This window comes from Staphylococcus sp. Ze2 (assembly GCF_048568365.1).
Classification (GTDB): domain Bacteria; phylum Bacillota; class Bacilli; order Staphylococcales; family Staphylococcaceae; genus Staphylococcus; species Staphylococcus xylosus.
In genome coordinates, this window is sequence record NZ_CP183486.1 from 269,917 (window position 1) to 295,397 (window position 25,481).

The 25,481-nt window shown below is 31.5% G+C and carries 19 protein-coding genes; 6 read left to right on the forward strand and 13 right to left on the reverse strand.

Going from position 1 to position 25,481, the window contains the following annotated elements:
- Window positions 1-374: 374 nt before the first annotated feature.
- From ACM591_RS01100 to ACM591_RS01110, 3 genes are all read right to left on the reverse strand, one after another.
- Window positions 375-4,751: an amino acid adenylation domain-containing protein gene (locus ACM591_RS01100; RefSeq protein WP_326026900.1), complete on the reverse strand. Its 4,377-nt coding sequence runs from the start codon at window positions 4,749-4,751 to the stop codon at window positions 375-377.
- A 253-nt stretch (window positions 4,752-5,004) separates the two neighbouring features.
- On the reverse strand, window positions 5,005-5,751 hold the full coding sequence (locus ACM591_RS01105) for an SDR family NAD(P)-dependent oxidoreductase (protein ID WP_029378727.1): 747 nt from the start codon (window positions 5,749-5,751) through the stop codon (window positions 5,005-5,007).
- Window positions 5,752-6,109: 358 nt separating this feature from the next.
- Window positions 6,110-7,531, reverse strand: a complete 1,422-nt coding sequence (locus ACM591_RS01110; protein ID WP_029378726.1) for an APC family permease — start codon at window positions 7,529-7,531, stop codon at window positions 6,110-6,112.
- A 217-nt stretch (window positions 7,532-7,748) separates the two neighbouring features.
- Here ACM591_RS01110 and ACM591_RS01115 point away from each other — a divergent pair, with 217 nt between their 5' ends.
- Window positions 7,749-8,582, forward strand: a complete 834-nt coding sequence (locus ACM591_RS01115) for an aldo/keto reductase (protein ID WP_038679475.1) — start codon at window positions 7,749-7,751, stop codon at window positions 8,580-8,582.
- Between the two features lie 65 nt (window positions 8,583-8,647).
- Here ACM591_RS01115 and ACM591_RS01120 read toward each other — a convergent pair whose 3' ends face one another.
- Both ACM591_RS01120 and ACM591_RS01125 read right to left on the reverse strand, forming a co-directional pair.
- A complete protein-coding gene (locus ACM591_RS01120) occupies window positions 8,648-9,547 on the reverse strand; it encodes an ABC transporter substrate-binding protein (protein WP_029378724.1) in 900 nt (299 codons plus the stop codon).
- Window positions 9,548-9,798: 251 nt separating this feature from the next.
- Entirely contained in the window at window positions 9,799-10,095 is a 297-nt protein-coding gene (locus ACM591_RS01125; RefSeq protein WP_029378723.1) for a hypothetical protein, read from the reverse strand.
- A gap of 398 nt (window positions 10,096-10,493) precedes the next feature.
- Here ACM591_RS01125 and ACM591_RS01130 point away from each other — a divergent pair, with 398 nt between their 5' ends.
- The 3 genes from ACM591_RS01130 to ACM591_RS01140 are packed head-to-tail and all read left to right on the forward strand — an operon-like array spanning window position 10,494 to window position 12,879.
- Complete coding sequence (locus ACM591_RS01130) at window positions 10,494-10,730, forward strand: FeoA family protein (RefSeq protein ID WP_029378722.1); 237 nt, start codon at window positions 10,494-10,496, stop codon at window positions 10,728-10,730.
- The gene (gene feoB, locus ACM591_RS01135) at window positions 10,723-12,717 is read left to right on the forward strand and encodes a ferrous iron transport protein B (RefSeq protein WP_029378721.1); all 1,995 of its coding nucleotides are present in this window, start codon (window positions 10,723-10,725) and stop codon (window positions 12,715-12,717) included. Before ACM591_RS01130 ends, feoB begins: the two co-directional genes overlap by 8 nt.
- A gap of 12 nt (window positions 12,718-12,729) precedes the next feature.
- The gene (locus tag ACM591_RS01140) at window positions 12,730-12,879 is read left to right on the forward strand and encodes a FeoB-associated Cys-rich membrane protein (protein ID WP_080661273.1); all 150 of its coding nucleotides are present in this window, start codon (window positions 12,730-12,732) and stop codon (window positions 12,877-12,879) included.
- 81 nt (window positions 12,880-12,960) lie between these two features.
- Here the strand turns inward: ACM591_RS01140 and ACM591_RS01145 are convergent, their stop codons facing one another.
- Entirely contained in the window at window positions 12,961-13,722 is a 762-nt protein-coding gene (locus tag ACM591_RS01145) for a MerR family transcriptional regulator (RefSeq protein ID WP_058625792.1), read from the reverse strand.
- 661 nt (window positions 13,723-14,383) lie between these two features.
- On the opposite strand from ACM591_RS01145, the gene ACM591_RS01150 reads away from it, so the two are divergent.
- Both ACM591_RS01150 and ACM591_RS01155 read left to right on the forward strand, forming a co-directional pair.
- A complete protein-coding gene (locus ACM591_RS01150) occupies window positions 14,384-14,737 on the forward strand; it encodes a hypothetical protein (protein WP_029378719.1) in 354 nt (117 codons plus the stop codon).
- A gap of 65 nt (window positions 14,738-14,802) precedes the next feature.
- Window positions 14,803-15,510 (forward strand): peroxiredoxin, encoded by a 708-nt coding sequence (locus ACM591_RS01155; RefSeq protein WP_029378718.1) that lies wholly within the window; start codon window positions 14,803-14,805, stop codon window positions 15,508-15,510.
- A 178-nt stretch (window positions 15,511-15,688) separates the two neighbouring features.
- On the opposite strand, the gene ACM591_RS01160 is transcribed toward ACM591_RS01155, so the two are convergent.
- The 7 genes from ACM591_RS01160 to mnmG all read right to left on the reverse strand — a co-directional run bounded on the left by ACM591_RS01160 (window position 15,689) and on the right by mnmG (window position 25,476).
- A complete protein-coding gene (locus ACM591_RS01160) occupies window positions 15,689-17,416 on the reverse strand; it encodes a solute:sodium symporter family transporter (RefSeq protein ID WP_029378717.1) in 1,728 nt (575 codons plus the stop codon).
- A 226-nt stretch (window positions 17,417-17,642) separates the two neighbouring features.
- The gene (locus ACM591_RS01165; RefSeq protein WP_069796794.1) at window positions 17,643-18,203 is read right to left on the reverse strand and encodes a helix-turn-helix domain-containing protein; all 561 of its coding nucleotides are present in this window, start codon (window positions 18,201-18,203) and stop codon (window positions 17,643-17,645) included.
- Window positions 18,204-18,520: 317 nt separating this feature from the next.
- Window positions 18,521-19,870: a glycerol-3-phosphate transporter gene (gene glpT / locus ACM591_RS01170; RefSeq protein WP_326008162.1), complete on the reverse strand. Its 1,350-nt coding sequence runs from the start codon at window positions 19,868-19,870 to the stop codon at window positions 18,521-18,523.
- Window positions 19,871-20,122: 252 nt separating this feature from the next.
- Complete coding sequence (locus ACM591_RS01175; RefSeq protein WP_326026898.1) at window positions 20,123-21,580, reverse strand: carbon starvation protein A; 1,458 nt, start codon at window positions 21,578-21,580, stop codon at window positions 20,123-20,125.
- Between the two features lie 414 nt (window positions 21,581-21,994).
- Window positions 21,995-22,831 (reverse strand): ParB/RepB/Spo0J family partition protein, encoded by an 837-nt coding sequence (locus tag ACM591_RS01180; RefSeq protein ID WP_029378714.1) that lies wholly within the window; start codon window positions 22,829-22,831, stop codon window positions 21,995-21,997.
- A 46-nt stretch (window positions 22,832-22,877) separates the two neighbouring features.
- The gene (rsmG, locus tag ACM591_RS01185) at window positions 22,878-23,597 is read right to left on the reverse strand and encodes a 16S rRNA (guanine(527)-N(7))-methyltransferase RsmG (RefSeq protein ID WP_029378713.1); all 720 of its coding nucleotides are present in this window, start codon (window positions 23,595-23,597) and stop codon (window positions 22,878-22,880) included.
- 1 nt (window position 23,598) lies between these two features.
- Entirely contained in the window at window positions 23,599-25,476 is a 1,878-nt protein-coding gene (gene mnmG, locus ACM591_RS01190) for a tRNA uridine-5-carboxymethylaminomethyl(34) synthesis enzyme MnmG (protein WP_042363514.1), read from the reverse strand.
- Between the last annotated feature and the right edge of the window lie 5 nt (window positions 25,477-25,481).

The window sequence follows — 25,481 nt, forward strand, 5'->3', positions numbered from 1 at the left end:
GTATTTTAATTATGAGTTTCCTAATTTTGTAATTATTTTTTTACAATTTCCGATATATAAATGTCTTTTTAGTATAAAAGGAAGTAGTAACAGTAATGTGTAGAAATTTACCAGTATAAAATTTTTTACATGAACTCCATCCAAATACTTCATTGATTATAGAAATATTTATGTTGTGCAGCATTTCCAGGAAATATTAGCTAATGCAATTTAGTTTGATTTTACAATAATAAGTGAAGCCTTATTCTAAAACATAAAAATAGAAAGTCCGAGACATTACTTTATGTCCCGGACTTTTAGCGTTTTACATCAACTTTTCTTAATTAGCAATTGGTATCAAACACAGTTCTGATAAGTTTTATTTAATTAATCTTTTACTCTATTTCACTTATTTTTTGTTCTGGATATTTTGTAACACTATCCAATATGTTTATAAATCTATCCAACATACGTTGAATTGTTGATGAAGAAAATAATTCACTCGCATATTTTAAAGAGACTTTGTAAAATTCGTCCCCTTCTATCATCATGTGTAAATCAAATTTTATATTTGTATCGATAGTTTCTTTAGGTTCAATTTCCCAACCATCTACGTTCAATAATTGCTCATTAATATTTTGGAATGCAAAAGTTACATCATGTAATGTATTACGAGTTAAATTATATTTTTCTACAATTTCTTCTTTCAAGTATTCAATAGGATAATCTTGGTTATCTAAAGCTTTCAACGATAGCTCAGTAATTTCTGTTAATAATTGATTAAATGATTTATTATCTTCCGGAAAACCACGTAATGCAAGTCTATTAAAAAATGCACCGACAACTTCTTCAGTATCTTTTTGTGTACGTCCTGAAACGGGGCTACCGATTACTACATCTTCTTGATTAGTATACTTATTCATCAATATCATTAATGATGTTAATAGGATTGTATAATCAGTGCTACCAGTCGCTTGTGCAAGTTTATCTATTGCTTTTTTTGTTTCATTAGGCATGTTCACAGTAATTGTTTTACCTTCAAAAGTTTGTTGTTTAGGTCTTGGATAGTCCAAAGGTAAATCTAAAATTGGAAGTTTATCTTCAAACTGTGACAACCAAAATGTACGTTGCTTGCTTAAATCATAATTTTTAATCCATTCACTATAGTCTTTATACTGTAACTTCATCTCAGCTAAAGTATGCCCTTGATATAATTTTGAAAATTCGCCAATAATATGATAAATGGAAGCACCGTCTGAAATGATATGATGAATATCGAATAACAATATATAACGCTGTTTATCAAATTTCACTATTTTAACTCTTAACAACGGTGCAATTTTTAAATTGAATGGTTTTACAAAATCTTGTAAAAGTGCATCATAATCAATATTTGGTTTTTCTTCATAATCTACACTAATTTGTATGTCATCTTCAATTATTTGAACAGTTTCTCCATCAATTGTTTCAAAACGCGTTCTTAATGCTTCATGTCGATTAACTAAAGTTTGAAAAGCATTCTGTATGCTTTTTATATCTATATCACCTTTTATTTCAAAAGCTCCAGGCATGTTATATGAAGTTGTTTGTTTACCAGCAATTTTATTCAATATATATATATGCTTTTGCATCGGAGATATAGAATAAAATAATTTATCTTCAGCTTTTGGTATTTTTCGTAAATTTGTGTATTTATTACTTTCCTTTATAATTTTAGCCAATTGTATAACTGTTGGTTTTTCAAAAATATCAGTAACTGGTATACGGACACCGCTTTTATGTTCTATTTCATTTATAATTCCCAAAGCATTAAGTGAGTGGCCACCAATTTCAAAGAAATTATCATTCGTGCCAACACTTTCAATATGCAATATATTCTCAAATATTTGAGTGATCATTACTTCTGTATCATCTTTAGGTGCAACATATACTTTACTTTCAATCTTAATTTCAGGCAGCTGCCTTTTATTTAATTTACCATTATCTGTAACTGGTATTTTTTCAATTTGAGTTATATATGTTGGAATCATATAATTTGGCAAGCTTTCGCTTAAATCTCTTTTGATATATTCATAGTCTAGATCTTCTTCTGAGACTAGGTAAGCGCAAAGAGCTATATTTCCTTCTCCCATTGATTTGGCAATGACAGCGACATCTGTGAGTTTTTCATTTTTACGTAAAGCACTTTCTATTTCACCGAGTTCAATGCGATAACCACGTATTTTTACTTGATCATCGATACGCCCTAAACAAATAATATTTCCATCTTCTTGCCATTTCGCTAAATCACCTGTACGGTATAACTTTCCTTTACCAAACGGGTTATCAATAAATCTTTCTTCTGTTAATTGAGGTCGGTTTAAATAACCATCAGCCACACCTGCTCCTCCGATACAAAGCTCTCCTTGATTATCAATACCCACGAGGTTATTATCTTCATCCATAATATACGCTTTCGTATTCGCAATAGGTTGACCAATAGGTATAGTTTCATAGATAACATTATTTTTAAAACTAAAGTTCGTCACATCAATAGTAGTTTCAGTAGGGCCATAAACATTGATTAATTGTGTATTATTCACCTTACCAATCCATTTATTAAATTGATTAACTAACTCTGGCTTCACTGCTTCGCCTCCAACTAAGACATACCTTAAGCTGGAAAGTAAGTTCGCTTGTTTAGTTAACTGAATATAATGAATAAATGGGTTAAACATAGAAGGTACAAAGACAGCTAACGACACTTTAGATGTGTGAATTAATGATGTGATTACTTCTGAGTTACCTTCTTTACCCGAAGGTAACAATGTAGCTTGTGCCCCAACCATAGCCCATCCAAATAATTCCCAAATTGACGGGTCAAATGTAAATGGCATTTTAAATAATATATTATCTTTACTACTAATACCAAATCTCTTAATTCTTCTATTAAGATTATTCATAACACCTTTAGAAGTTATCTTAACACCCTTAGGTTTACCTGTAGTGCCAGAAGTATAAATAATACACATCAAGTCAGATATACTTGTAACATGCGATAAATTCTTTGTGGGTTGTATTGATATACTTTTATTCTCCACTAAATTTATAACCGATTGATTAAATTCAATAGAAGTGCTTAAAGCTCTATCTGTTAATAGTGTATTGGGTTTACTGTCTCTTAAAATATAATTGATACGCTCGCTCGGATATTCTGGATCAATTGGAACATAGGCGCCACCCGCTTTTAAAACACCATATATCCCAACTATCATTTCCAAATTACGGTTTGTCATTACACCTACTAAGCTATTCGGTTTGACGCCATTGCGTCGTAATTGATGCGCGACTTGATTTGCTTTAGTGTTTAATGTTTGGTAAGTAAGACTTTCACCTTCGTAAGTAACTGCCTTATTATTTGGCGTTTTTTTCACTTGGCTTTCAAAAATCTCTACAAAGGGTTTCGTGTTACCCATGCTTACTTGTGTATTATTAAAGTCATGTAAAATAAGCGTCTTTTCTTCTTCAGTAATAGTCTCAATTTCACTAATTTTTTGTTCTGGATTCTCTAGAATTACATTTAAAATTTTTATAATATTTGAGTGTAAATTTATAACTTCTTTTTCGCTAACCAGGTCTAGCTGGTACTCATAATCTATTTCAAGGGTGTCTTCTCCATCTCTATTACTTATATTTAGACCTAATGGGACATTTGTTGTACCAGGGTCTAACCATTCTTCTGAGTATCCCTTTTTAATAAAATCTGGGTTATGCTGAGTGTTTTGAAATGATACTACAAAGTCTAATAAACCTTTTGCATTTTTGCTATGTTCAACTATATAACTATTTGGATATTTTCTATGTTTCAACAACTTGAATGTTTCTTTTTTCATTAACTTTAAAAATTCATTAATAGATAATTTTTTATCTATTTCCACAATTATAGGTAAAACTCTTGAATAGACTCCTGTCACTTGCTTTTTAAATTGCGTATTTCTATTGTGTAATATTAATCCAATCGAATTCTTAGTTACTGAATTTTTTTTATACTTTAAAATCAATATAGCAGCAGAAAACAAATTGCTAATACTTAATTGGTTACTTTTACAAAATTCCATAATTTTATGTGTATATATTTCTGAAAGACTATAATTTAGCCTATTCCCCTGGGCACTATTATTCCTTTTATTTTCAAATAACTCGTTATTTTCTAAATTTTCTACTTTTTCAATCCAAAATTGTTTATCTTTTTCAAATCTAGATGAATTTTTATAATTTATTTCTTCTTCCACGTGGTCTAAATACGTAAATTCAAAACGCTCTTCTTTTTTTCCGTAAATTAATGACTCACATAACGTATTCCCAGCTATGGTCATACTCCACCCATCTGAAATAATATGATGTTGTAACAGTAATATTCCAATATCTCCACTAGGTTGAGTTAAAATTACAAACTTAAATAATTCGCTATTGAAGGCAAATATATTTGATTCTATCTGTGTAGTAATCCATTCATCATAACCCTTTTTATTATTATAAAAATCAATATACTCAAAGTCTTTTCTCTTATATTCATCAATATATTGTTTATATTCAGAGTTCAATTTTCTAACTTTAATCCTATAACTCTCATGTCTTTTTATTAAATTGTTTAGTGATTTATCAATTTCTTCTATTTTAACATTATCTTTAATAGTAACCATTGCTGCTATATTATTAATACTAGTGTTTTCATAATATTCTTCTAACTGAATAATTTCACGTTGCGCTTCAGATAATCTATACTCTCTCACTAATTTTACCTCCATAATTTTAATAAATGAATACAACATATAATTACACGTTATATTCATTTGCACATTATTTTATGACGATATTCTTTGTAATTTTTATTACAATTATATATTCAAATAAGTATAGTTCAATAAAACAGAAAAGTATTTATATTAATAGATTCTGAAACATAAATACATTTCATCAACTAAAAAGTAGCAAGTTTTATTTACTTTGGATTACTAGATCCCAGGATGTGCTATTTATTTCTTTTTAAGCCAAGTATTTGTGTAATTTTTTCTTCAAATATAATGGTGATATTTGATATATTTTTAAAAGATAATAAACAAGTTGGGGCTTGTTTATTTCTTCTTTTTGCTTTTGAATACCTTTTACTATAGTTTCTGCTAATTTATCAGGATTTAATATAAATGTTTTATTCATGTTTTTATATAGTCCATGCAGATCTGCTTTCTTTAAAAAAGGAGTATCTATTGGTCCTGGATTTACTACAAGAACATGGTACTTTGGCTCTTCCATTCTTAAAGTATTTAATATTTGAGAAAATGCCGCTTTAGAAGCTCCGTAATGACCAGTACCTTTATCTGTTATTAATGAAGCAAAGCTGGAAACCCCTACAATTGTTGGTTCTTCAACAAAAAATTTTCGCAAAACATTCAATAAAATAGAAAAATTAATTGTATTAATTTTATAAATTTCATTCATTTGCTCTATAGAGATGGAAGACATATTTACTATATAACTCAAACCTGCACAATGAATAAAACCGTCTATATCATTGCTTAATTTACTCTCCAACAATGTTAAATCTTCAATATTTAATAGGTCACATTCTATAACCTGAACATTCTTGTTATTTTTAAATAATTCAATTTGATTATATTTATATAAATCTCGCGATAGAATAGTAACTTTACATCCTTTATTAAGTAATGCTTTAACGATAGAGTAACCTAAACCACTGGTTCCCCCAGTAATAATGTAATGCTTATTATCCACACTAACACTCCTTTTAATTATATTTTAAAAACGAAATATCAATGACAATCACGATAATAACATAAAAATCAGTTATAAATCATTTTTTATATATTTATCAATCAATAAAACATGTTTTTATATACTATTAAAATAATCAAAAAAATAGGAAGCTATTCAAAGTTTAATAAAAGAAAATTTTGTATATAGTACTATTACAAAGAGAATGTTTATAGAAGAAAATAAGAATCACAAACACACTATACCTTCATAAACTCCTACCATAAGGAGGGATATGAAAAAAACTGCCATCAAGTCAAAGACTTGATGGCAGTTTGAAGTGTACATTTTAATATTATATTTTAACATTTACATCTAACTATTTTTGTTGACCATTCGTCTTAATGATATAGAACAGGTAGTATACTATACCAATGACAAACCAAATCAATGTATAGAATTTAGCTTGTCCACTTAATCCCCAAAATACTGCAAACACACAAATAAAGATAAGTATTGGCATAACTGGATACAAAGGTAATTTAAATGCTGGTAATGGTAAATCTTTACCTTCTCGCTTACGTAAAGCGAAAATACCCACTGTTACAAACATAAAGGCTACTAATGTTCCTGCAGTAATTAATTGAGCTAAGAATCCAAATGGGAATACAGATCCAACAATTACCGCAACGATAGATAATACGACTAAGGCGCGATTCGGTAAGTTCTTATTGTTCAATTTACCTAACCAAGACGGAAGGATGCCATCTCTACCAAATGAGTAAAGTAAGCGTGAACCAGCTAGCATCATTCCAATTAATGCAGTAAACATACCAATGACAGAAATGGCTTGTACAATAATGGCAATCGTGCCATGACCGCTTGTACGTAATGCCCAACCAACTGGTTCAGCATTATTTTTATATTCACTATAATCAAACATACCCACTAGTACTAATGCTACAATGACGAATAACGTCACGGCAATTAGCAATGAGCCTAAAATCCCTCTAGGCATCGTCTTTTGTGGATTAATAGCTTCACCAGAATTGGCAGCGATAGAATCAAAACCAATGTAAGCAACAAATATAACAGAACTGCCTGCATAAATGCCTTGCCAGCCACCAAAAGCACCTGCTGCCGTTTCTTTATATTCAGGAATAAACGGTACATAATGTCCAATGTCTATTACAGATAAACCTACTATTATAAATAGGAAAATTGCTAGTACTTTTAACACAACTAATATATTCTGTACTCGTGCTGTTTCTGAAGTACCTCTAGACAATAATAAAGCAGTAATAACAACTACAATTGCTGCTATCAAGTCTATTACCCCACCATCAGTACCTAATGAATTTGAAAGTGAATTAGGTAGAGAAATATGGAAGGGGTCTAACAGCCCTCTTAAATTTGCAGAAAAACCAGATGCTACAAAGGAAACTGCAATTAAATATTCAGCGATTAATGCCCAGCCAACAATCCAACCAAAAAACTCTCCAAATAATATACTAATCCAAGTATATGCAGAGCCTGCAAACGGCATTACTGTTGCCATTTCAGCATATACAAATGCAACCATAGCTGCCACAATTGCTGCAACTAAAAAGGATAGACTGACGGAAGGTCCCGTATGATCCGCAGCCACAACCCCTGGCAATGTAAAAATAGCAGTTGAAACGATTGTCCCAACACCTAATGCTAAAAAGTCCTTAACGCGAAGTGTACGCTCTAAGTGCGCATCTTTATTTTGATAGCGCGATACATCTTCTTTACGTAGTATTCTATGTATTAGATTCATTTTTATATCTCCTAGCTTTTTTTAAAACAAACATGTTTTTAAGTATAATGATATTTGAAACTATTGTACATGCCATTTTCAAAAAGAATTATTATTTTTAAGTAATTTTACCTAGGTTACTTTAAAGTGCGTACTTACATTTTCCTATTAAGAGGTTTAAAATGGCGTTCATAGGTAATAATTTACTAAATTTTATTTAATGAAAAGGAGCATAATGATGCAAAATATAACTTTTAATAATGGCAACTCAATGCCACAACTTGGCTTAGGCGTCTTTAGAGTAGAAAATGATGATACAGCAAAAAATGCAGTTAAGCATGCAATCATTAACGGATATCGTAGTATCGACGCGGCATTAGTTTATGCTAATGAAGAAATGGTTGGACAAGGTATACAAGAAGGTATAGCAGCAGCAGGTATACAAAGAGAAGATTTATTTATTACATCTAAATTATGGTTAAATCACTATGGTAAAGATAACGTGAAAGATGGCTATGAAACGTCATTAAGCAATCTTGGATTAGATTACTTAGACCTATACCTCATTCACTGGCCAGGCACAAATGAATCACTTATGCTAGAAACTTGGGAAGGCATGGAAACACTATATAATGAAGGCAAAGTTAAAAATATTGGTGTTAGTAACTTTACAATTGAACAATTAGAGTTGCTAGAAGCGAAAACGACTATTAAACCAGTTATTAACCAAGTAGAATTCCACCCATACTTTACACAAGAACCATTAAGAAACTATTTAGCTCAAGCATCTATTCAAATGGAATCTTGGTCACCTTTAATGAATGCTGAAATCCTTACAGATGAGACAATAAATGCTATAGCCGATGAAACTGGAAAATCTCCTGCACAAATTGTGATCAGATGGAACATTGAACATGGTGTTGTTACAATTCCTAAGTCTGTAACACCACATAGAATTGAAGAAAATATAAATGTTTTTGATTTTTCATTAACTGAAGCTCAAATTAATCGTATTGATGCTTTAAATCAAGATAAAAGAATTGGGCCAAACCCTGAAGAATTTAATGGATAAATAATTAATAGAGTGGAACGACAATCATTTTATAATATATGATTGCTGTCCCACTCTTTTTTTGCTTATTTCATTAAATTATTTTTAAGTTCTTTTCTTTGAAATGCTAATGAATACGGGTCATTGTACCAATATGTCTCGGCTTTCACTTTAATAATATGATTATTTTTAACAGCAGGTATTTGTTGCCACATATTTGTTTTTTCAAATTCTGATTGAGCTTTGCCTTCACTCATCGTGATAACGTAATCTCCAGCAAACTTCGGCAGTTGTTCTTGTGATAATTCTTTCCAACCATCTTTTTTGACTTCTTTTTCTAACGGTTGAGGCATATTTAAATCAAATGCTTGATATAACACTTCTCCGCCACGTCCCCACTCTGGACCAAATGCATAGATGTTTTTGCTAAAATCATCAAAAATTGAAACTGTTGCGTTTTCTCCTATATGCCCTTTGATTTCTTTAGAATCCTTAGCAGTTTGAGCTTTCCATTTTTCCACCCAATCTTTAGCTTCTTTCTCCTTACCAAGTATCTTACCTAATTCAATTTGCGTGTCTAAATAATCTTTATTACCGTATTCGATTGGTAATGTTGCCGCAATTTTTTCATACTTTTTAATATTTTTGTCAGTAGTATCAACAATAATTAAATCTGGCTTAAGTTTTACAACTTTTTCCACATCGTTTTCATTTAGCTTTGCAGTATTTTTAAATTTATCTTTTAGAACATTACTCTTTTCTATATCTTTAGTAACACCGATTATATTACCACCTAAATATTTTATGCCACCTGCATATGTATTAGCCACAACTGCAATACGCTTTGGATGCTTTGGAATATCAACCTTTTTACCACTACCCAATGTATAACTTTTCGTGCTTTCTTTTTCATTAGATTTTGACTCATTACTACACGCTGAGAGCAACAGTACTACTAAAATAATAAAACTTAATAATTGTTTCATTTGGCCCCTCCTATTGATAATGATTATCACTATTAATTATATTTTATGCCTAGCATTAATAATAAGCAATATATTTATTTGTATTTTAAAATTAATAATAAATATTATTAGTTTTAACACTTTATATTTTTGCTTGATTCACCTATTAAATAGTTTACTTACAATGTTCTGAAGGGATGAGATAAGTTGATTAACTCATGAGATAAAAATAAGTGGCTGGGATGTAACTCCCAACCACTTTCACATTAAATTTATTCCATACGTTTTAATATTTCTAATTTAATTACTTTTAATGCTTCGCTATATTCTCTGTTAGTACTTTCTTGGGCATTAACGATTAATAGTTCAACAAGTTCTAAGTCACTTTTTTCGCTAACTTCGTGTTCAAACTGATGTAAGTGTTCTTCAGATGTTTTAGCATTTTGTTTTTCTATTTGATAATATTGATCTGCTCCTAAGCCGCCTTCTTCAATCATGACAGATATACCACTTGATCGCGCTTCATTCAGTCTTTTCACTTTAATGCTTTTGTTTTCACGGATAGTCATTTGAATCCCTCCTAATTTAATGCGTATTTTAAAGTTGCTGCTTATAAACATCACATTGCTTCAAGAATTAGATTGATTTCAAATAATCTAGTTGTCTTTAATCATTATGTATCTCTTTATCTTCACAAACCTCAAGTTAGTTAATTAATAAAATTGATGTTTACTGTAGTGTATTATTACACAATAATAATTACAACATCTTTGCTCACTATACTATACCCGTTTACATAATTAATTATGGATTACTAAATAATATCTTTTTTACTACTTCAAATAATGTATGTCTTGCTCAAAAATGTTTAACAAAGTTTTCATAAATACAATATGCCAACGACTTCTATTGCTCAAAATATAACTATATAATTGATAATGATTATTATTATGAAAGAGTGATGAGTATGTTGAATTTAAAGACTGGTATTTTAGAAAAAAATTATAAAATTAAAGGTATGAAAATCAAAAACACACACATGATTCAGCGTCTTAACGCTTTAGGTGTAACCCCTGGATCGAATGTAAAAATTAAACAAAAATGCTTATTTAGAGGCCCTTGTATTTTGGAAATAAATGGCCAAAATTTAAGTATCCGTGGTTGTGATGCATGTCATATTTTACTTGAGGAATCTCATGACTAATAGTTTCTGTATTTTAGGAAATCCTAATGTAGGAAAAACCTCATTATTTAACGCTTTAACTGGCACATACGAATATGTAGGTAACTGGAGTGGGGTCACTGTAGAGAAGAAGGTAGGACGTCTTAAATCTAATGCTGGTGAGCTCATTGATTTACCTGGAATATATGAATTATCACCTATTTCAAAAGATGAGACTGTAGTTACCGACTACTTATTAAAAAATGAGTTTTCTGGCATGATTAATATCGTTGATGCTAGCCAATTAAAAAGAAATTTACAACTAACCGTTCAATTAATGGAACTCGGTGCACCAATAATTATAGGCTTAAACATGATTGATGTTGCTGCGAAACGGGGTATCCATATTAATCAAGACGCACTCATGAAAAAATTAAAAACTCCTTTACTTCCTATTATCGCTAGAAATGGGAAAGGTACTAAAAAATTATTAGAAGCACTAAACGATACACATTTGACTAGAAATTCACCATTACAAATTAATTATGGTGAAATTATAGAAAATACAATCCAAAACATATCAAATCAACTACTGAAGCACAGTAATTTCGAAAAGCACTTATTACGTTTTATCGCCATACAATTTTTGTTAGATAATCCAAAAATCCATGAACTTCTTGATAAAACTTTAATTAATCGAATTGAACCTTTACGTCAACATTTAGCCGCTTCCCAATCCATTGATATTCGAGCAGTAATACAACAAAAACGAAGCGATTATATAGATGCTTTGTTATCTGACGTTGTCGAATACCCTGATGAAGAACATCAATACTTCTCTTCACGTTTAGATAAATTATTAACGCACAAATTTCTAGGTATTCCTATATTCCTAGGTATTATGTGGTTGATATTTCAAATAACATTTACTTGGTTAGGCACACCACTATCAGATCAACTTGATGAATTTATTGGAGGAAGACTAACCGACACTGTTAAATCCGTCATGGAAAGCATTAGTTTAGTACCATTTTTACAGGATTTAATCACTGATGGTATTATCGCCGGCGTAGGTGCAGTCATAGTATTTGTACCTCAAATCATGGTACTTTTCTTCTTTATTTCATTATTAGAAGACTCTGGGTATATGGCTCGTATTGCTGTACTCATGGACAGAATTATGGAAATTTTTGGATTAAGTGGAAAATCATTTATTCCCATGATTATAGGATTTGGCTGTAATGTGCCTAGTATTATGGCTGCTCGTAGTATCGAAAGTGAAAAAGAACGACTTACAACAATCTTAATTGCACCTTTTATGTCCTGTTCTGCACGTCTACCGGTCTATGCTTTATTTGTTAGTGTATTCTTTGCACAGCAGCAAGCGCTGATTGTATTAAGTCTTTATATCCTTGGCATCATTGTAGCATTGGCTACGAGTATAATTCTGACTAAGACTGTATTGAAAGATGATGACTCTGTATTCATAGTAGAATTACCAACATACCGTATGCCATCTATCAAGACACTGTGGCGAAGCACATGGGAAAAAGCTAAAGGATTTGTAAAAAAAGCAGGTACATTTATTTTTGGTGGCTCAGTTGTAATTTGGTTATTAAATTACACTGGACCTAGTGGATTTAATGTAGACGTCAATGATAGCTTTTTACATGCAATTGGTAGCTTCTTTGCCATTTTTATAGCCCCATTAGGTTTTGGCACGTGGCAAGCTGGTGCAACTTTAATTCCTGGCTTCCTTGCAAAAGAGGTCATTGTCAGTTCAATGGCAATTATTTATGCTTCCGATGAGTCAGGTTTAGTCAATATTATCCAAGAGCAATTCACACCATTATCTGCATATGCATTTATGATATTTATATTATTATATATACCATGTTTATCAACCGTAGCAACTATTCGAAAAGAAACTTATTCTCTTAAATGGACTGTACTAGCGGTTGCATATCCTTTAATTGCTGCCTATGTGTTATCATTCATTTTCTATCAGATTGGCCATCTATTTATATGAGGGAGTGATTTTATGACTATTTTAATAAATATTATTGTGTTTGCTGCAATATTTAGTTATACCGTATATACACTCACTAGATTTATTAGAAAATCCAAATCTGGAAAGTGTAGCTCATGTGGTTCAAAGGACGGCTGTATAACTGAACGTAAAAACAACTAAAATAACGCCGCGCTCTATATATCAAAATCATATAGAGTGTGGCATCTTATATATTTAATGCTAATTAACATCATGGTGTGCTTATACTTCACCAACGAATACTAAAATCGCATCTTTAAGAAATTGTGTACCACCTTCAACGTGTCTATCATAATAATTAGTAAAAGCAGTATCATTAACATACATTTCTGCTAGTCCCGCATGAGCATCTTTAGAGTATTCAGGCCACGTATACATGAGCCAAGCTTTGTGTTTTGCTGCCAATAATTGTGCAAGTTCAGAAGTTGGATTGCCTGTTTGATATGCTTTAGGTAATAAATCAATAATTTCTTTTTCCAAATTCTTCCAAGCATCGTAATCTATCTGTGTCATATTCTTAAATTTTTTATTACTTTGATCTATAAGATTATCTCCATATTGCGTTCTTATCTCTCTTCCATAGTGTGTTTCATTTTCTTTAATAACTTTTTCCTTGAATCCTTCAAATTTTTCTTTATCTTGCATGGTAATTTCTCCTTTATTGTTAGCAATCGTTTTTTCAACTGTTTGAATGATTTTATCGAGGCGTTCACGTTGTTGTTTCAAGTTATGACAATGATTTTCTAAAGCTTTCATTTTATTAAAAGTTGGTTGTTGAATAATATCTTTAATTTCATCTAAACTGACATCTAATTCACGGTAAAATACGATTTGTTGAAGTATATCCACTTCTTCTTGCTCATATATACGATATCCAGATTCGTTAATTCTAGCTGGCTTAAGTAAACCTATTTGATCATAATAACGTAAAGTCCGATTACTTACGCCTGATATTTCAGCTAATTGACTTACTGTATATGTCATCATTTACCTCCTTTCAAATTTCACTTTACACCTTTACGTAACGTAAACCTCAAGGGTGAATTTATTATATATTTCGCTATAATTAACCTCATATTCGTATAACTTAAAAAACATAGTTCACCATTAAAATTATTTATTATTTTGATTTGCCACACTAATAATATTTGAATATAACTAAAATAAAACTTATTTTAAATACACTTTTAAATGTTTGATAAAATAATTGCTGGGAATATTAATATAGTGGTGAAATATTACATTTTCAAAAAATATTAAAGGAGGTAGCTTAAAATGACCAATAATCTCTATAGAACACGTAGAAAAGTTCAGACATAGATGCTCTAAATTAACTAACTTACTAATTAATTTAGCTTATAGATTAAGTTATCTAAAATCACAGTAAAACATTACTAAAAATTTTACTTTCACTTTTCGACAATGAAGCCGCCTATTAAGTAATAACGTACAATATACTACCCCAACGCCTTAGTATTAATACGAAAATTCCCAATTCATTTTCATACAAATACTTTTTATTTATCGTTAGAAACAACACAGTATTTATTAGTTATGACACATGCTTACAATTAAATTTTTAACTAAAGTATTATAGACCATTTTTCGAGAGTTTAACTTTTAATAAATAGATAGAGGTGATTCTATGAAAATAGAAGATTGCATCGAAAATTTTATTCTCAGTATAAATGAAAAAAATTCCCAGCTTTTTTGTAATTTATTAGGGCCTAGGGAACTCTCCAAATTAAGAAAAAAGTTATATATTAGTAGAAATTATATAAGTATTAACAGATATGTCAAAGAACGATATTTAGAGAAACTATCTCGTTTAGTATCTCCTCTATATTCCTATGAATATTTTAAGAGAGGCAATAAGTATATTGTCAAATATAAATTCACCAAAAATCAGTCTTATTTTATAACAGAATTTAATGTTTCAGAAAATGAAGGTGGATCCTTGATTAGTTTAAATATTACTAAAATACAGGCTAAAATATAAAACTTTAAAGGACCTTTAGTAGACACGCATGTTTTCACAATTTGAAGCGAAGTGAGGTTAGTGTTATGAGTTTTGAAAATGAAACAGGTTATGATATGAACAATTCACTCTACATTGGTCAGCAAGCCCCGCATTTCAAAGGATTATCAACCCATGGGGAAGTAACTTTAGACAACTTTAAAGGACAATGGACGCTATTATTTGCATATCCATCTGACTTTTCTCCAGTATCTACTTCTGAGTTTATAACGTTACAAGAAAATTATGAAGAACTTAAAGATTTACAAATATCTGTCTTAGGTTTAAGTATGGATAGTATCGCTTCTCATATATCTTGGTTAAAAAATATAGAGTCATCTTTTAATATTAATATAGAGTTTCCACTTATCTCTGACTCAAGTAAACAAATTTCAATAGACTATGGTGTATTGTCTAAAGAGGATAACAATGAATCAGTTACACGTGCAGTTCTGATTATCGACGATAATTTAATTGTGCGTTCGATTATGTATTACCCTATTGCTATTGGACGCAATGTGGACGAAATTATACGCATAGTAAAAGCATTGAAAACTACTGACGAAAATGATTCAATAACACCCGAGAATTGGCAACCAGGAGACAAAGTACTATCCATACCTCCCGCTAACTTTAAAGATGCCAATGGCCATATAAATGATACTAACTATAACTGTAAAACTTGGTATTACTGCGAAAAAGATATTGAACATAAAACTAAAAAAATTTATAATGCTTTTTTACAAGATGAATAACATATAAATAGTAATCAGACAGACTTGACCAGCAAGTATCTAAAAAATAAAAGGAAGGCTTTTACTATATATTGTAGTAAAAGCCTTCCTTTTTTATTATGGGTAAATAATGAGAGTTGCTTTGTTATCAATAACACATTAGACACACAAATTTATAATTTTTAATTGGATATCGCTTCTATTCATGTAAATACTTTTTCTTCCAATTTTTTATAGAAATAAATGATAATGCCATCGTACAAATAGTTAATATTATAGTAAATGGCCAAAACCATATAGATACAATACTGCCTTCTATTGCTAAACCAATTTTAGAAAATAACCCAAATGTAAAAACAATACTCCCTAATAAGCAAATTGAAACTGGCAAAGCATATTTCCATGGTGTTAAATTAACAACAGCTTTGTTCTGAAATGTAAATGGAACCTGTAATGGCATTATTTTTCCTAAAATTAATAAAAACAGTAATTCTATTAAGAAAAGTAGTCCTTGAATATGAATAAAGTTAATGGGTATCGTTACATTGAAAATTGTTGGTAAACCCCACATTAACATATAATAAATCACTACATGCGATATAATAACAATTTTAGCTCCAATTGCTGGAACAGTTTTTGAAAATATACCCACTAATACGATTACTATAATTGGTATATTAAAAAAACCTGTAAATTCCCTAATAATCGTCCATAAGCCGTCTGGAGCATACAGTAATAACGGCGAAATAAAGAAGGTTAATAATGATAATATAACGCCAAACCATTGGCTCACTCTTATCATTTCTTGGTCATTTGCTTTTTTATTCAGCACAACTTTATAAATATCGTAACAAAACATGGTTGCAGCACTGTTTAACAAAGAATTAAAACTTGAAAAAACTGCCCCTAATAATACAGCTAAAAAGAAACCATTTAAAAACGTAGGAAAAACATCATTTATTAGTGTTGGGTAGGCTAAATCCATGTTTTTTAACTTAGGACCATAGAGATGATAGGCTATTATACCAGGAATCATCATCAAAAATGGAACTAATATTTTTAAAAAACCTGTAAGCAAGGCTCCTTTTTGACCTTCAGCAAGACTTTTGGCACCTAACGTACGTTGAATAACATATTGGTTAGTCCCCCAGTAAAATAAATTAGCGAATAGCATACCAGTAAATATAGTTCCAAAAGGTACACCATCACTGCTAGAGCCAATAGAATTCAGTTTTTCTGGATGTTCTGTCACTACTGTTTTTATACCTATAAAAAAATCACCGTTTCCTAATGCTATAAAACCTAATATAGGTACAATCAGACCAACAAGCAATAAACCAATGCCATTGATGGTGTCTGAGATAGCAACCGCACGTAATCCTCCAAATATAGCGTAAATAGAACCTATAATGCCTATCGTCCAAACTGACAACCACATAGCTTGTTCAAATGTAATACCTAACATATTAGGTATATCAAAAACCTGTAATACGGCTATCGCTCCTGAATATAAAACTGACGGTATTGTAATAAGGCCATAGCCAAGCATAAATAATAATACAACTAGCAATCTTGTTCCTTGATCAAACCTAGCATTTAAAAACTCTGGTAATGTTGTAAATGCACCTTTTAAATAACGTGGTAATAGTACAAGTGCTAAAATAATAACAGAAAAGCCCGCTGTGACTTCCCAAGCCATATTAGTTAAATTAGCATTATAGGCTTGACCATTTAATCCAATTAATTGTTCTGCAGATAAGTTTGTCAATACTAAAGAGCCTGCTATAAAGCCACCTGTTAATCCTCTTCCTGCTAAGAAATATCCCGTTGAATCATTAACTTTATTTTTAGTTTTGTGGTAAGAATACCAAGCAACAAATGCCATAAAACCTGCACAAGAAAGAAGTGTAAAAAAAGTTTCTCCCATAATTGTCCCCCTATATTGGAAAAACTTAACGTCTAAAATCAATAATTAATATTGATTAATATACTTTTGAATTCCCACAATATTTTATCTTTTTACATCTCTTCCCTATCACAGAAAAATTATTTGAAAAATATAAAATTACACAAAAATATTATGATTATTATTACTTTTGAATAATGTCCTCTATTCACTCAATCCTTTTAAAACACCATATTCACTATTTTTATCATTTAAAAATAAAAGTACTTATTAGTGCGATTATTAAAAATGTACCTACAACTAATATAAAGCTGTACCAAAATGTAGCTACATTTCTTAATTTAGTAGTCTTGACCTCATTTGGGTCGTTACCTTTCATAAACGCAACGATGCGGTCATAAGTTTGTATATTGTATGATTTCTTAATGCTATCCACTTTAATAGAAGCCATTATACCAATACCTAATAATATAACTTCGATTATAGTACCAACTGTTCCCCAATAATACATTGCTGGTCCAATTAAAATTGCAGCCATTAGCATTGGCCATATCATTAAATGCGTCCACAAGTTAAACCGAGCTTTTCTTAATTTTTGCTCCATAATCTCTACATCTCCTTTGACTAAATCATCTAAAGAAACATCGAACAATGAACTAAGCATTAACAAATTATGCACGTCAGGATAACTCTTATCATTTTCCCAGTTTGATATTGTTTGTCGTGAAACATATAGTTTGTTAGCTAAATCTTCTTGAGAAAGTTGATCACGTTGGCGAAAATATTTGATTTGATGACCTAGGTTCATTGCTTTTTGCTCCTTCGAATAGAGATTAAGATAAAATATATTATTAGACTATCAAAGTTTTTTAACATCTGCACAATTTTCTTTGTCTAAATGCTTTTACATACTATAATGACAGTATTTTAAGACTGACTTTAGACAGAACGAAAAAAAAGGCGAGATTGAAACTAATAAAGTTTCATATCTTCGCCCTCATGATAATCATATATTTTGATATTTATTTAGTTACTAAATTTTGATAACTACATAGATTCAGTAGTTAAAACTTCATTCATACCCATATAATTCATTAATTGACGTGATTAGCTCAATTAATGTATTTATTCTTGACCACGTTTGTTCCAAGTTAGTAAGAAGCTAAGCATTGCTAAAATACTAATAACAGTTAATAATACAAAGCCAATATCCCAACCAAAATGTTGCACTACAAATCCTAATACGATATTAGCCATTACAGCTCCGAATAAATAACCGAACAACCCAGTTAATCCTGCTGCAGTTCCAGCTGCTTTCTTAGGAACATAATCTAACGCTTGTAAGCCAATTAACATTACCGGTCCATAGATAAGGAACCCAATAGCAATGAGTGATACATTATCTAACCAAGCATTACCAGGAGGATTCAGCCAATATATAAGTACAAATATTGTTACACCTAGCATGAAGAAAAATCCTGCTGGGCCACGACGTCCCTTAAATAATTTATCAGATAGGTAACCGCATAATAATGTACCTGGGATACCTGCCCATTCATATAGGAAGTACGCCCAACCCGACTCACTTAGATTGAATTGCTTCTCTTCACTTAAGTATGTAGGTGCCCAATCTAACACACCATAACGTACAAAATAAACAAATATATTGGCAAAGGCAATTGCCCAAACCCATTTATTATTCAGAACATATTTAAATAAAATTTCTTTCGTAGTCAGTTCTGTCTCTAATGTCTGTTTAGATGATGTAGAATAGTCATTATTATAATGTTCAATTGGTGGTAACCCCTGTGATTGAGGTGTATCTCTAACTAAACAGTATGAAATAATCGCAATAACGATGGCTAATATTGCTGGATAAATGAATACACCTTCAAAGCCTTTTAAGTAACCAAAATTATACATTGATGTCATGGAAATACCCCATGTCGCTATAGGCGCCATTAAACCGCCACCTACATTATGAGCTACATTCCATATTGAAGTCTTACTACCACGTTCACTGACACTATACCAATGGACAAGAACACGTCCTGAAGGTGGCCACCCCATACCTTGGAACCACCCATTTAAAAATAGTAACACGAACATAATTGTAATACTTGATGTAAAGAAAGGCACAAAACCAAGTAATAAATTTACAATTGCCGTTAGTATTAAGCCTAAAGTTAAAAATATTCGGGCATTACTACGGTCACTAATGGTTCCCATTATAAACTTACTAAAGCCATAAGCAATCGAAATTGCTGAAAGTGCAATACCAAGTTCACCTTTACTAAAGCCATCCTCGATTAATGATGGCATTGCTAATGAAAAGTTTTTACGCAATAAATAATAACCTGCATAACCAATGAAGATACCTAAGAATACTTGAAAGCGTAATTTCTTATATGTATCATCCACTTGCTCCTTAGGCAAAGGTTCTATATGTTTTGCCGGTTTCAAAAATTGAAGCATTGAATCACTCCTGACTTAATATACTTTCGATATATGATTTATAAAATATCATTATTATATTATATTTAAAAGTGAAATATAGCAAGGCGTTTTGCAGATTTTTCATAAAATAGGTTATTATTTATAAATCGTTAGATATTAGAAAAAACGAGAATGATAAATTAAAAATTCATATGCTCGCTTTTTCTATTAATAATTATATTATTTTGTTATTATCGTTTTTGATAAACTGACAACTCTATATTAATAATATTACATTACCTGTTGTCGTTGATGTGGAATAGGATGATCTAATTCAAATTGAGCACCGGTAGTAATCTTCTTATATTGATAACCAAAGTAAGCAACCCATAATATCGTCAATACGAATGCGAGTATATAGCTCAAATTAAGGTCTAAACCTAAACCAATTTTTTGGCTTAAAATATAGGTGAATATATTCCAAGTCATAAATACAGCTGGTATAGCTGCAACCCAGAAATTCTTTTTCGCAATTAATAGATACATGGCACCTACCCATAATGCCACTACAGCAGTTGTCTGGTTAGCCCATGAAAAATAACGCCATAAAACTGTGAAGTCAACTTGTGTTAACCCAAAACTTATAATAAATAATGGCGCAGCAACTATAATTCTTTTTACAATACTATGTTGACCATAATTTAAATAATCTGCAATAATCATTCTTGCACTACGGAAGGATGTATCACCACTTGTTATCGGTAATATGATAACGCCTAATACAGCAATTGTACCGAAGACAGAACCTAATAATAGATGCGAAGCTTGACTAACTACTAGCGCTGCTTCACCACGCGCTAAGACATCATTTAAGCCATTATAGCCATTAAATAGACTCATTCCAGCTGCAGCCCATATCATTGCAATAATACCTTCTGCAATCATCATACCGTAAAAAATGAAACGAGCATTCTTTTCCTTATTCGTTGTTCTAGAAATAATAGGTGTCTGTGTCGCATGAAAACCAGATAAGGCACCACAAGTGATAGTAAAGAATAATAATGGAAAAATAGACGCGCCATCAGGATGCATATTCTTTAAATTTAACTCAGGTATAGGAGCGCCTGTTTGAATGAGACGGAAACCAATACCTACCGCACTTACTAAAAGTAAGGCACCAAATATTGGATATATACGACCAATTATTTTATCTATTGGTAAAATTGTAGAAAGTATATAATATACAAAAATAACAAATATGATTATACCTAGAGCAATACGACCATCCATTAAATTATGTAAAAGTAAGGCTGGACTTGTTACAAAAACTGTACCCGTTAACAACAATAATAAGATTGAAAATATATTAACGAAATGTTTCATAACTTGTCCCAAAAATTTACCTGCAAGTTCAGGTAAATGTGCTCCTTTGTTTCTTATAGAAATCATTCCAGTTAAATAATCATGCACAGCACCTGCAAATATACAGCCAAAAACAATCCAAATAAATGCTACTGGCCCGTATAAAGCCCCCATAATTGGACCAAATATAGGACCAACTCCTGCAATATTTAATAATTGGATGAGTGAATTAGATGATGTTTTCATAGGTAAATAATCTACATTATCCCTTTGATGATAAGCAGGCGTAGGTCGCTCTTCTTTTGTTCCGAACATTTTATCGATATATTTCCCATAAGTGAAATACCCAATAATAAGTATAATAATAGAAACTATAAATGTAATCATGTTACCATTCCCCCTTAAGATAACGTGAAAGCGTTTTCTTAATTTAATCACAAATAGTAATTTTCCACAATATTCCGTTAATATTTTATTCTAGTTTGTTTCATAGAAATTGGTAATATTATTATATAAAGCACAATCCCTATACACTTGTTTTTCGATTATTGTAAAATGCTTTACTGTAAATCAGACAACAGATAGCCATGTCACCTATTAATATAAAAACAATCTATAAGATCTTGAGTTTAATATTGGCGGTGATTTGGGACGTCTCCTACGGGAAGATCACTAACCGAAGACTACAGGCTAAGGTATTAGTTCCAAAGGAAAGCACGCACAAAAAAAACTGCCAACAAAGTCGGAGACTTTGTCGACAGCCTGAGATCGAGACAAATAGATGTCTCGACCTTTATAACACTAATATTTATATAATTTAATTTTAATTTCATAGTAATCATCGTGATCTTTAGCTTGGTGTTCGAATTTAATACCACTTTTTTCAATAGACTCTAAGCTTTGACCAACTGCTTCACGAGCATCAGTTAAGTCTTTTTCAAACTCAAATCTACGGGCTTTAACTTTTTCAGGGCCAAGTTTTTGTTTAACTCGTGCTTCTGTCTGTTTAACATTTAGTTTTTGGCTAATCACTGTTTCAACCAAGTCAACTTGATCTTCTTCTGATAAGCTTAACATCGCACGTGCATGACGTTCTGTAATCTTACCTTCACGTAGACGTCCTATCACTTTAGGATCTAGTTTCAATAGTCTTAATTTATTTGCTATAAAACTTTGGCTTTTACCAACACTTTTAGCCAATTCACTCTGCGTAGTATCGCCAATATCTAATAATTTCTTATATGCTTCCGCTTCTTCTATGACAGATAGATTTTCACGTTGAATATTTTCAATTAAAGCTACTACTGCTGTTTCTTCATCGTCTAAATATCTAATAATCACATCAGCATGTGTTTTATTAAGTGTTTGTAAAGCTCTAAATCTACGCTCACCAGCGATAATTTCAAACATATCTTCTTCAATTGGACGTACTACAATCGGTTGTAGCAAACCATGTTCTTCTATAGATTCTGCGAGTTCTTTAATCTTATTTGGCTCAAATACTTGTCTCGGTTGATAACGGTTTGGCACAATGCGTTCGGTATGAATAGATTCAACGTTATTATGATCCTCTTCAATATAACCAACAATGTCATCTTTGTTCTTTAAACCAAATAATTTAGAAAAAGGTTTCTTCATTTATTATGCGCTCCCTCTAAATTAATTGTATTGAATTGAATTATTTCTATTTTTCAAGTAACGGTGACTTATTCGGCGTTCCCGGTTTTCTTGGATATTTCTTAGGTGTTTGACTTCTCTTATCAACGATAATCATCTGTCTTTCACCTGCGTTTTCAGGCAATTCGTATGAAATGGTATCCACAACTTTACCACCTAGGACACCTATACCAAAACTTGCTTCTTTCAATTCTTCTTCACCTTTAGAAGATTTTAAAGCAATAAATTGTCCGCCTTTTTTAACTAATGGAATACACAATTCGCTTAATACTGAAAGTCTTGCAACTGCACGTGCAGTCACAATATCATAAGACTCCCTGTAGTCTCCCTTACCATATGTTTCAGCACGATCATGTACAAAACTAACATTCTCTATATCTAAAGCATCTGCTAATTGGTTTAAAAAATGTATCCGCTTATTCAATGAATCTACAATCGTAACTTTTAAATTGGGAAAAATAATTTTTAAAGGAATGCTAGGAAAACCAGCACCAGCACCTATGTCACATATTGTTAATTCTTTAGTTAAATCCGTATAAAAACTAGCCGCAATTGAATCATAAAAATGTTTCAAATATACTTCATGTTCCTCTGTAATACTTGTCAGATTCATTTTTTCATTCCACTCTACAAGCATTTGATAATACGTTTGAAACTGTTGTTGTTGTTTATCTGAAAGTTCAATTCCATGTGTACTGAGTTGCTTAGTTAACCATGTTACACTCATTTTAATTATTCACCCTTTGAATTTTACCTTGTTCAAGAAATACAAGTAAGATTGAAATATCGGCTGGATTTACACCAGAAATACGAGAAGCTTGTGCAATATTTAAAGGCTTCACTTCTGCTAATTTTTCTCTTGCTTCCGTAGCTAAACTATCTACTTTGCTATAGTCTAAATCCTCTGGAATTTTCTTCTCTTCCATACGTTTAACTTTTTCAACTTGTTGTAATGACTTATTAATATAACCTTCATATTTTGTTTGGATTTCAACTTGTTCTTCAACATCTGAAGGTAATTGATGTGTTTCATCCAAGATTTCAAGTATTAAATCATAAGTCATTTCTGGACGGCGTAGTAATTCTAAAGCTAATATACCATCTTTTAGGCGTGAACCACCTTGTGCTTCTATAATTGCTTGTACACGTTCATTTGGTTTAACACGAATACCTTGTAGTCGTTCTTGTTCTGCTGTAATCATGTCTCGTTTTTCATTGAAGCGTGCATAACGTTCTTCAGAAATCATACCTAACTCGTAACCTAAGTCTGTTAAACGCAAATCAGCGTTGTCATGTCTTAATAATAAACGATATTCTGCACGAGAAGTTAATAAACGATAAGGTTCGTTCGTACCTTTAGTAATAAGATCGTCTATAAGCACGCCGATATAAGCATCAGAGCGACTTAAAATGACTTCTTCTTTACCTTGAACTCTAGCTGCTGCATTAATACCTGCCATAATACCTTGGCCGGCCGCTTCTTCATAACCAGAAGTCCCATTAATTTGACCAGCTGTATATAAGTTTTTAATTTTCTTAGTTTCAAGCGTTGGCCATAACTGTGTAGGTACTAGTGCATCGTATTCGATTGCGTAACCCGCGCGCATCATGTCTGCTTTTTCTAAACCAGGAATTGTTTCTAACATCTGACGTTGTACATGTTCTGGTAAACTTGTTGATAGACCTTGAACATAAACTTCATTTGTATTTCTACCCTCTGGTTCTAAGAATAACTGGTGACGTGGTTTATCATTGAAACGAACAAACTTATCTTCAATTGAAGGACAGTATCTTGGACCAGTACCTTTAATCATACCTGAGTACATAGCTGATAAATGTAAATTATCATCAATTACTTGGTGTGTATCGCCATTCGTATATGTTAACCAACATGGTAATTGATCTAAAATATACTCTGTTGTTTCAAAACTGAATGCTCTACCAACATCATCGCCTGGTTGAATTTCTGTTTTAGAGTAATCAATTGTTTTTGCATTAACACGTGGTGGTGTTCCTGTTTTGAATCTAACTACATCAAATCCAAGACCTCTTAAGTTATCAGCAAGTGAAACAGACGGTAATTGATGGTTCGGACCACTAGAATACTTCATGTTTCCTAGTATAATCTCTCCGCGTAAGAACGTACCTGTTGTTATGATTACTGCCTCTGCCCAGTATTCTGTTCCAATATTAGTACGTACGCCTTTAATCACATCATCTTCAATGATTAAATCGTCTACCATACCTTGCATAATATCAAGGTTGTCTTCATCTTCAATTACTTTCTTCATTTCTTGTTGGTATAACACTTTATCAGCTTGAGCACGTAAAGCTCTAACTGCTGGTCCTTTACCAGTATTTAACATGCGCATTTGAATGTGTGTTTTATCAATTGTCTTAGCCATTTGACCGCCTAATGCGTCAATTTCACGTACAACAATACCTTTGGCTGGGCCACCAACTGATGGGTTACATGGCATAAACGCGATGTTATCTAGGTTAATTGTTAACATTAACGTTTTTGCACCACGTCTCGCTGAAGCAAGTCCTGCTTCAATACCAGCATGCCCGGCTCCTATTACTATTACATCATATTCTTGAGCCATAATTT

What these genes read in the sequence shown, in the direction of transcription:
- ACM591_RS01110 (WP_029378726.1), bottom strand. Translation starts at nt 7,531, where the DNA reads ATGAATCTAATACATAGAATACTACGTAAAGAAGATGTATCGCGCTAT.
- ACM591_RS01115 (WP_038679475.1), top strand. Translation starts at nt 7,749, where the DNA reads ATGCAAAATATAACTTTTAATAATGGCAACTCAATGCCACAACTTGGC.
- ACM591_RS01120 (WP_029378724.1), bottom strand. Translation starts at nt 9,547, where the DNA reads ATGAAACAATTATTAAGTTTTATTATTTTAGTAGTACTGTTGCTCTCA.
- ACM591_RS01125 (WP_029378723.1), bottom strand. Translation starts at nt 10,095, where the DNA reads ATGACTATCCGTGAAAACAAAAGCATTAAAGTGAAAAGACTGAATGAA.
- ACM591_RS01130 (WP_029378722.1), top strand. Translation starts at nt 10,494, where the DNA reads ATGTTGAATTTAAAGACTGGTATTTTAGAAAAAAATTATAAAATTAAA.
- feoB (WP_029378721.1), top strand. Translation starts at nt 10,723, where the DNA reads ATGACTAATAGTTTCTGTATTTTAGGAAATCCTAATGTAGGAAAAACC.
- ACM591_RS01140 (WP_080661273.1), top strand. Translation starts at nt 12,730, where the DNA reads ATGACTATTTTAATAAATATTATTGTGTTTGCTGCAATATTTAGTTAT.
- ACM591_RS01145 (WP_058625792.1), bottom strand. Translation starts at nt 13,722, where the DNA reads ATGACATATACAGTAAGTCAATTAGCTGAAATATCAGGCGTAAGTAAT.
- ACM591_RS01150 (WP_029378719.1), top strand. Translation starts at nt 14,384, where the DNA reads ATGAAAATAGAAGATTGCATCGAAAATTTTATTCTCAGTATAAATGAA.
- ACM591_RS01155 (WP_029378718.1), top strand. Translation starts at nt 14,803, where the DNA reads ATGAGTTTTGAAAATGAAACAGGTTATGATATGAACAATTCACTCTAC.
- ACM591_RS01160 (WP_029378717.1), bottom strand. Translation starts at nt 17,416, where the DNA reads ATGGGAGAAACTTTTTTTACACTTCTTTCTTGTGCAGGTTTTATGGCA.
- ACM591_RS01165 (WP_069796794.1), bottom strand. Translation starts at nt 18,203, where the DNA reads ATGAACCTAGGTCATCAAATCAAATATTTTCGCCAACGTGATCAACTT.
- glpT (WP_326008162.1), bottom strand. Translation starts at nt 19,870, where the DNA reads ATGCTTCAATTTTTGAAACCGGCAAAACATATAGAACCTTTGCCTAAG.
- ACM591_RS01175 (WP_326026898.1), bottom strand. Translation starts at nt 21,580, where the DNA reads ATGATTACATTTATAGTTTCTATTATTATACTTATTATTGGGTATTTC.
- ACM591_RS01180 (WP_029378714.1), bottom strand. Translation starts at nt 22,831, where the DNA reads ATGAAGAAACCTTTTTCTAAATTATTTGGTTTAAAGAACAAAGATGAC.
- rsmG (WP_029378713.1), bottom strand. Translation starts at nt 23,597, where the DNA reads ATGAGTGTAACATGGTTAACTAAGCAACTCAGTACACATGGAATTGAA.
- mnmG (WP_042363514.1), bottom strand. Translation starts at nt 25,476, where the DNA reads ATGGCTCAAGAATATGATGTAATAGTAATAGGAGCCGGGCATGCTGGT.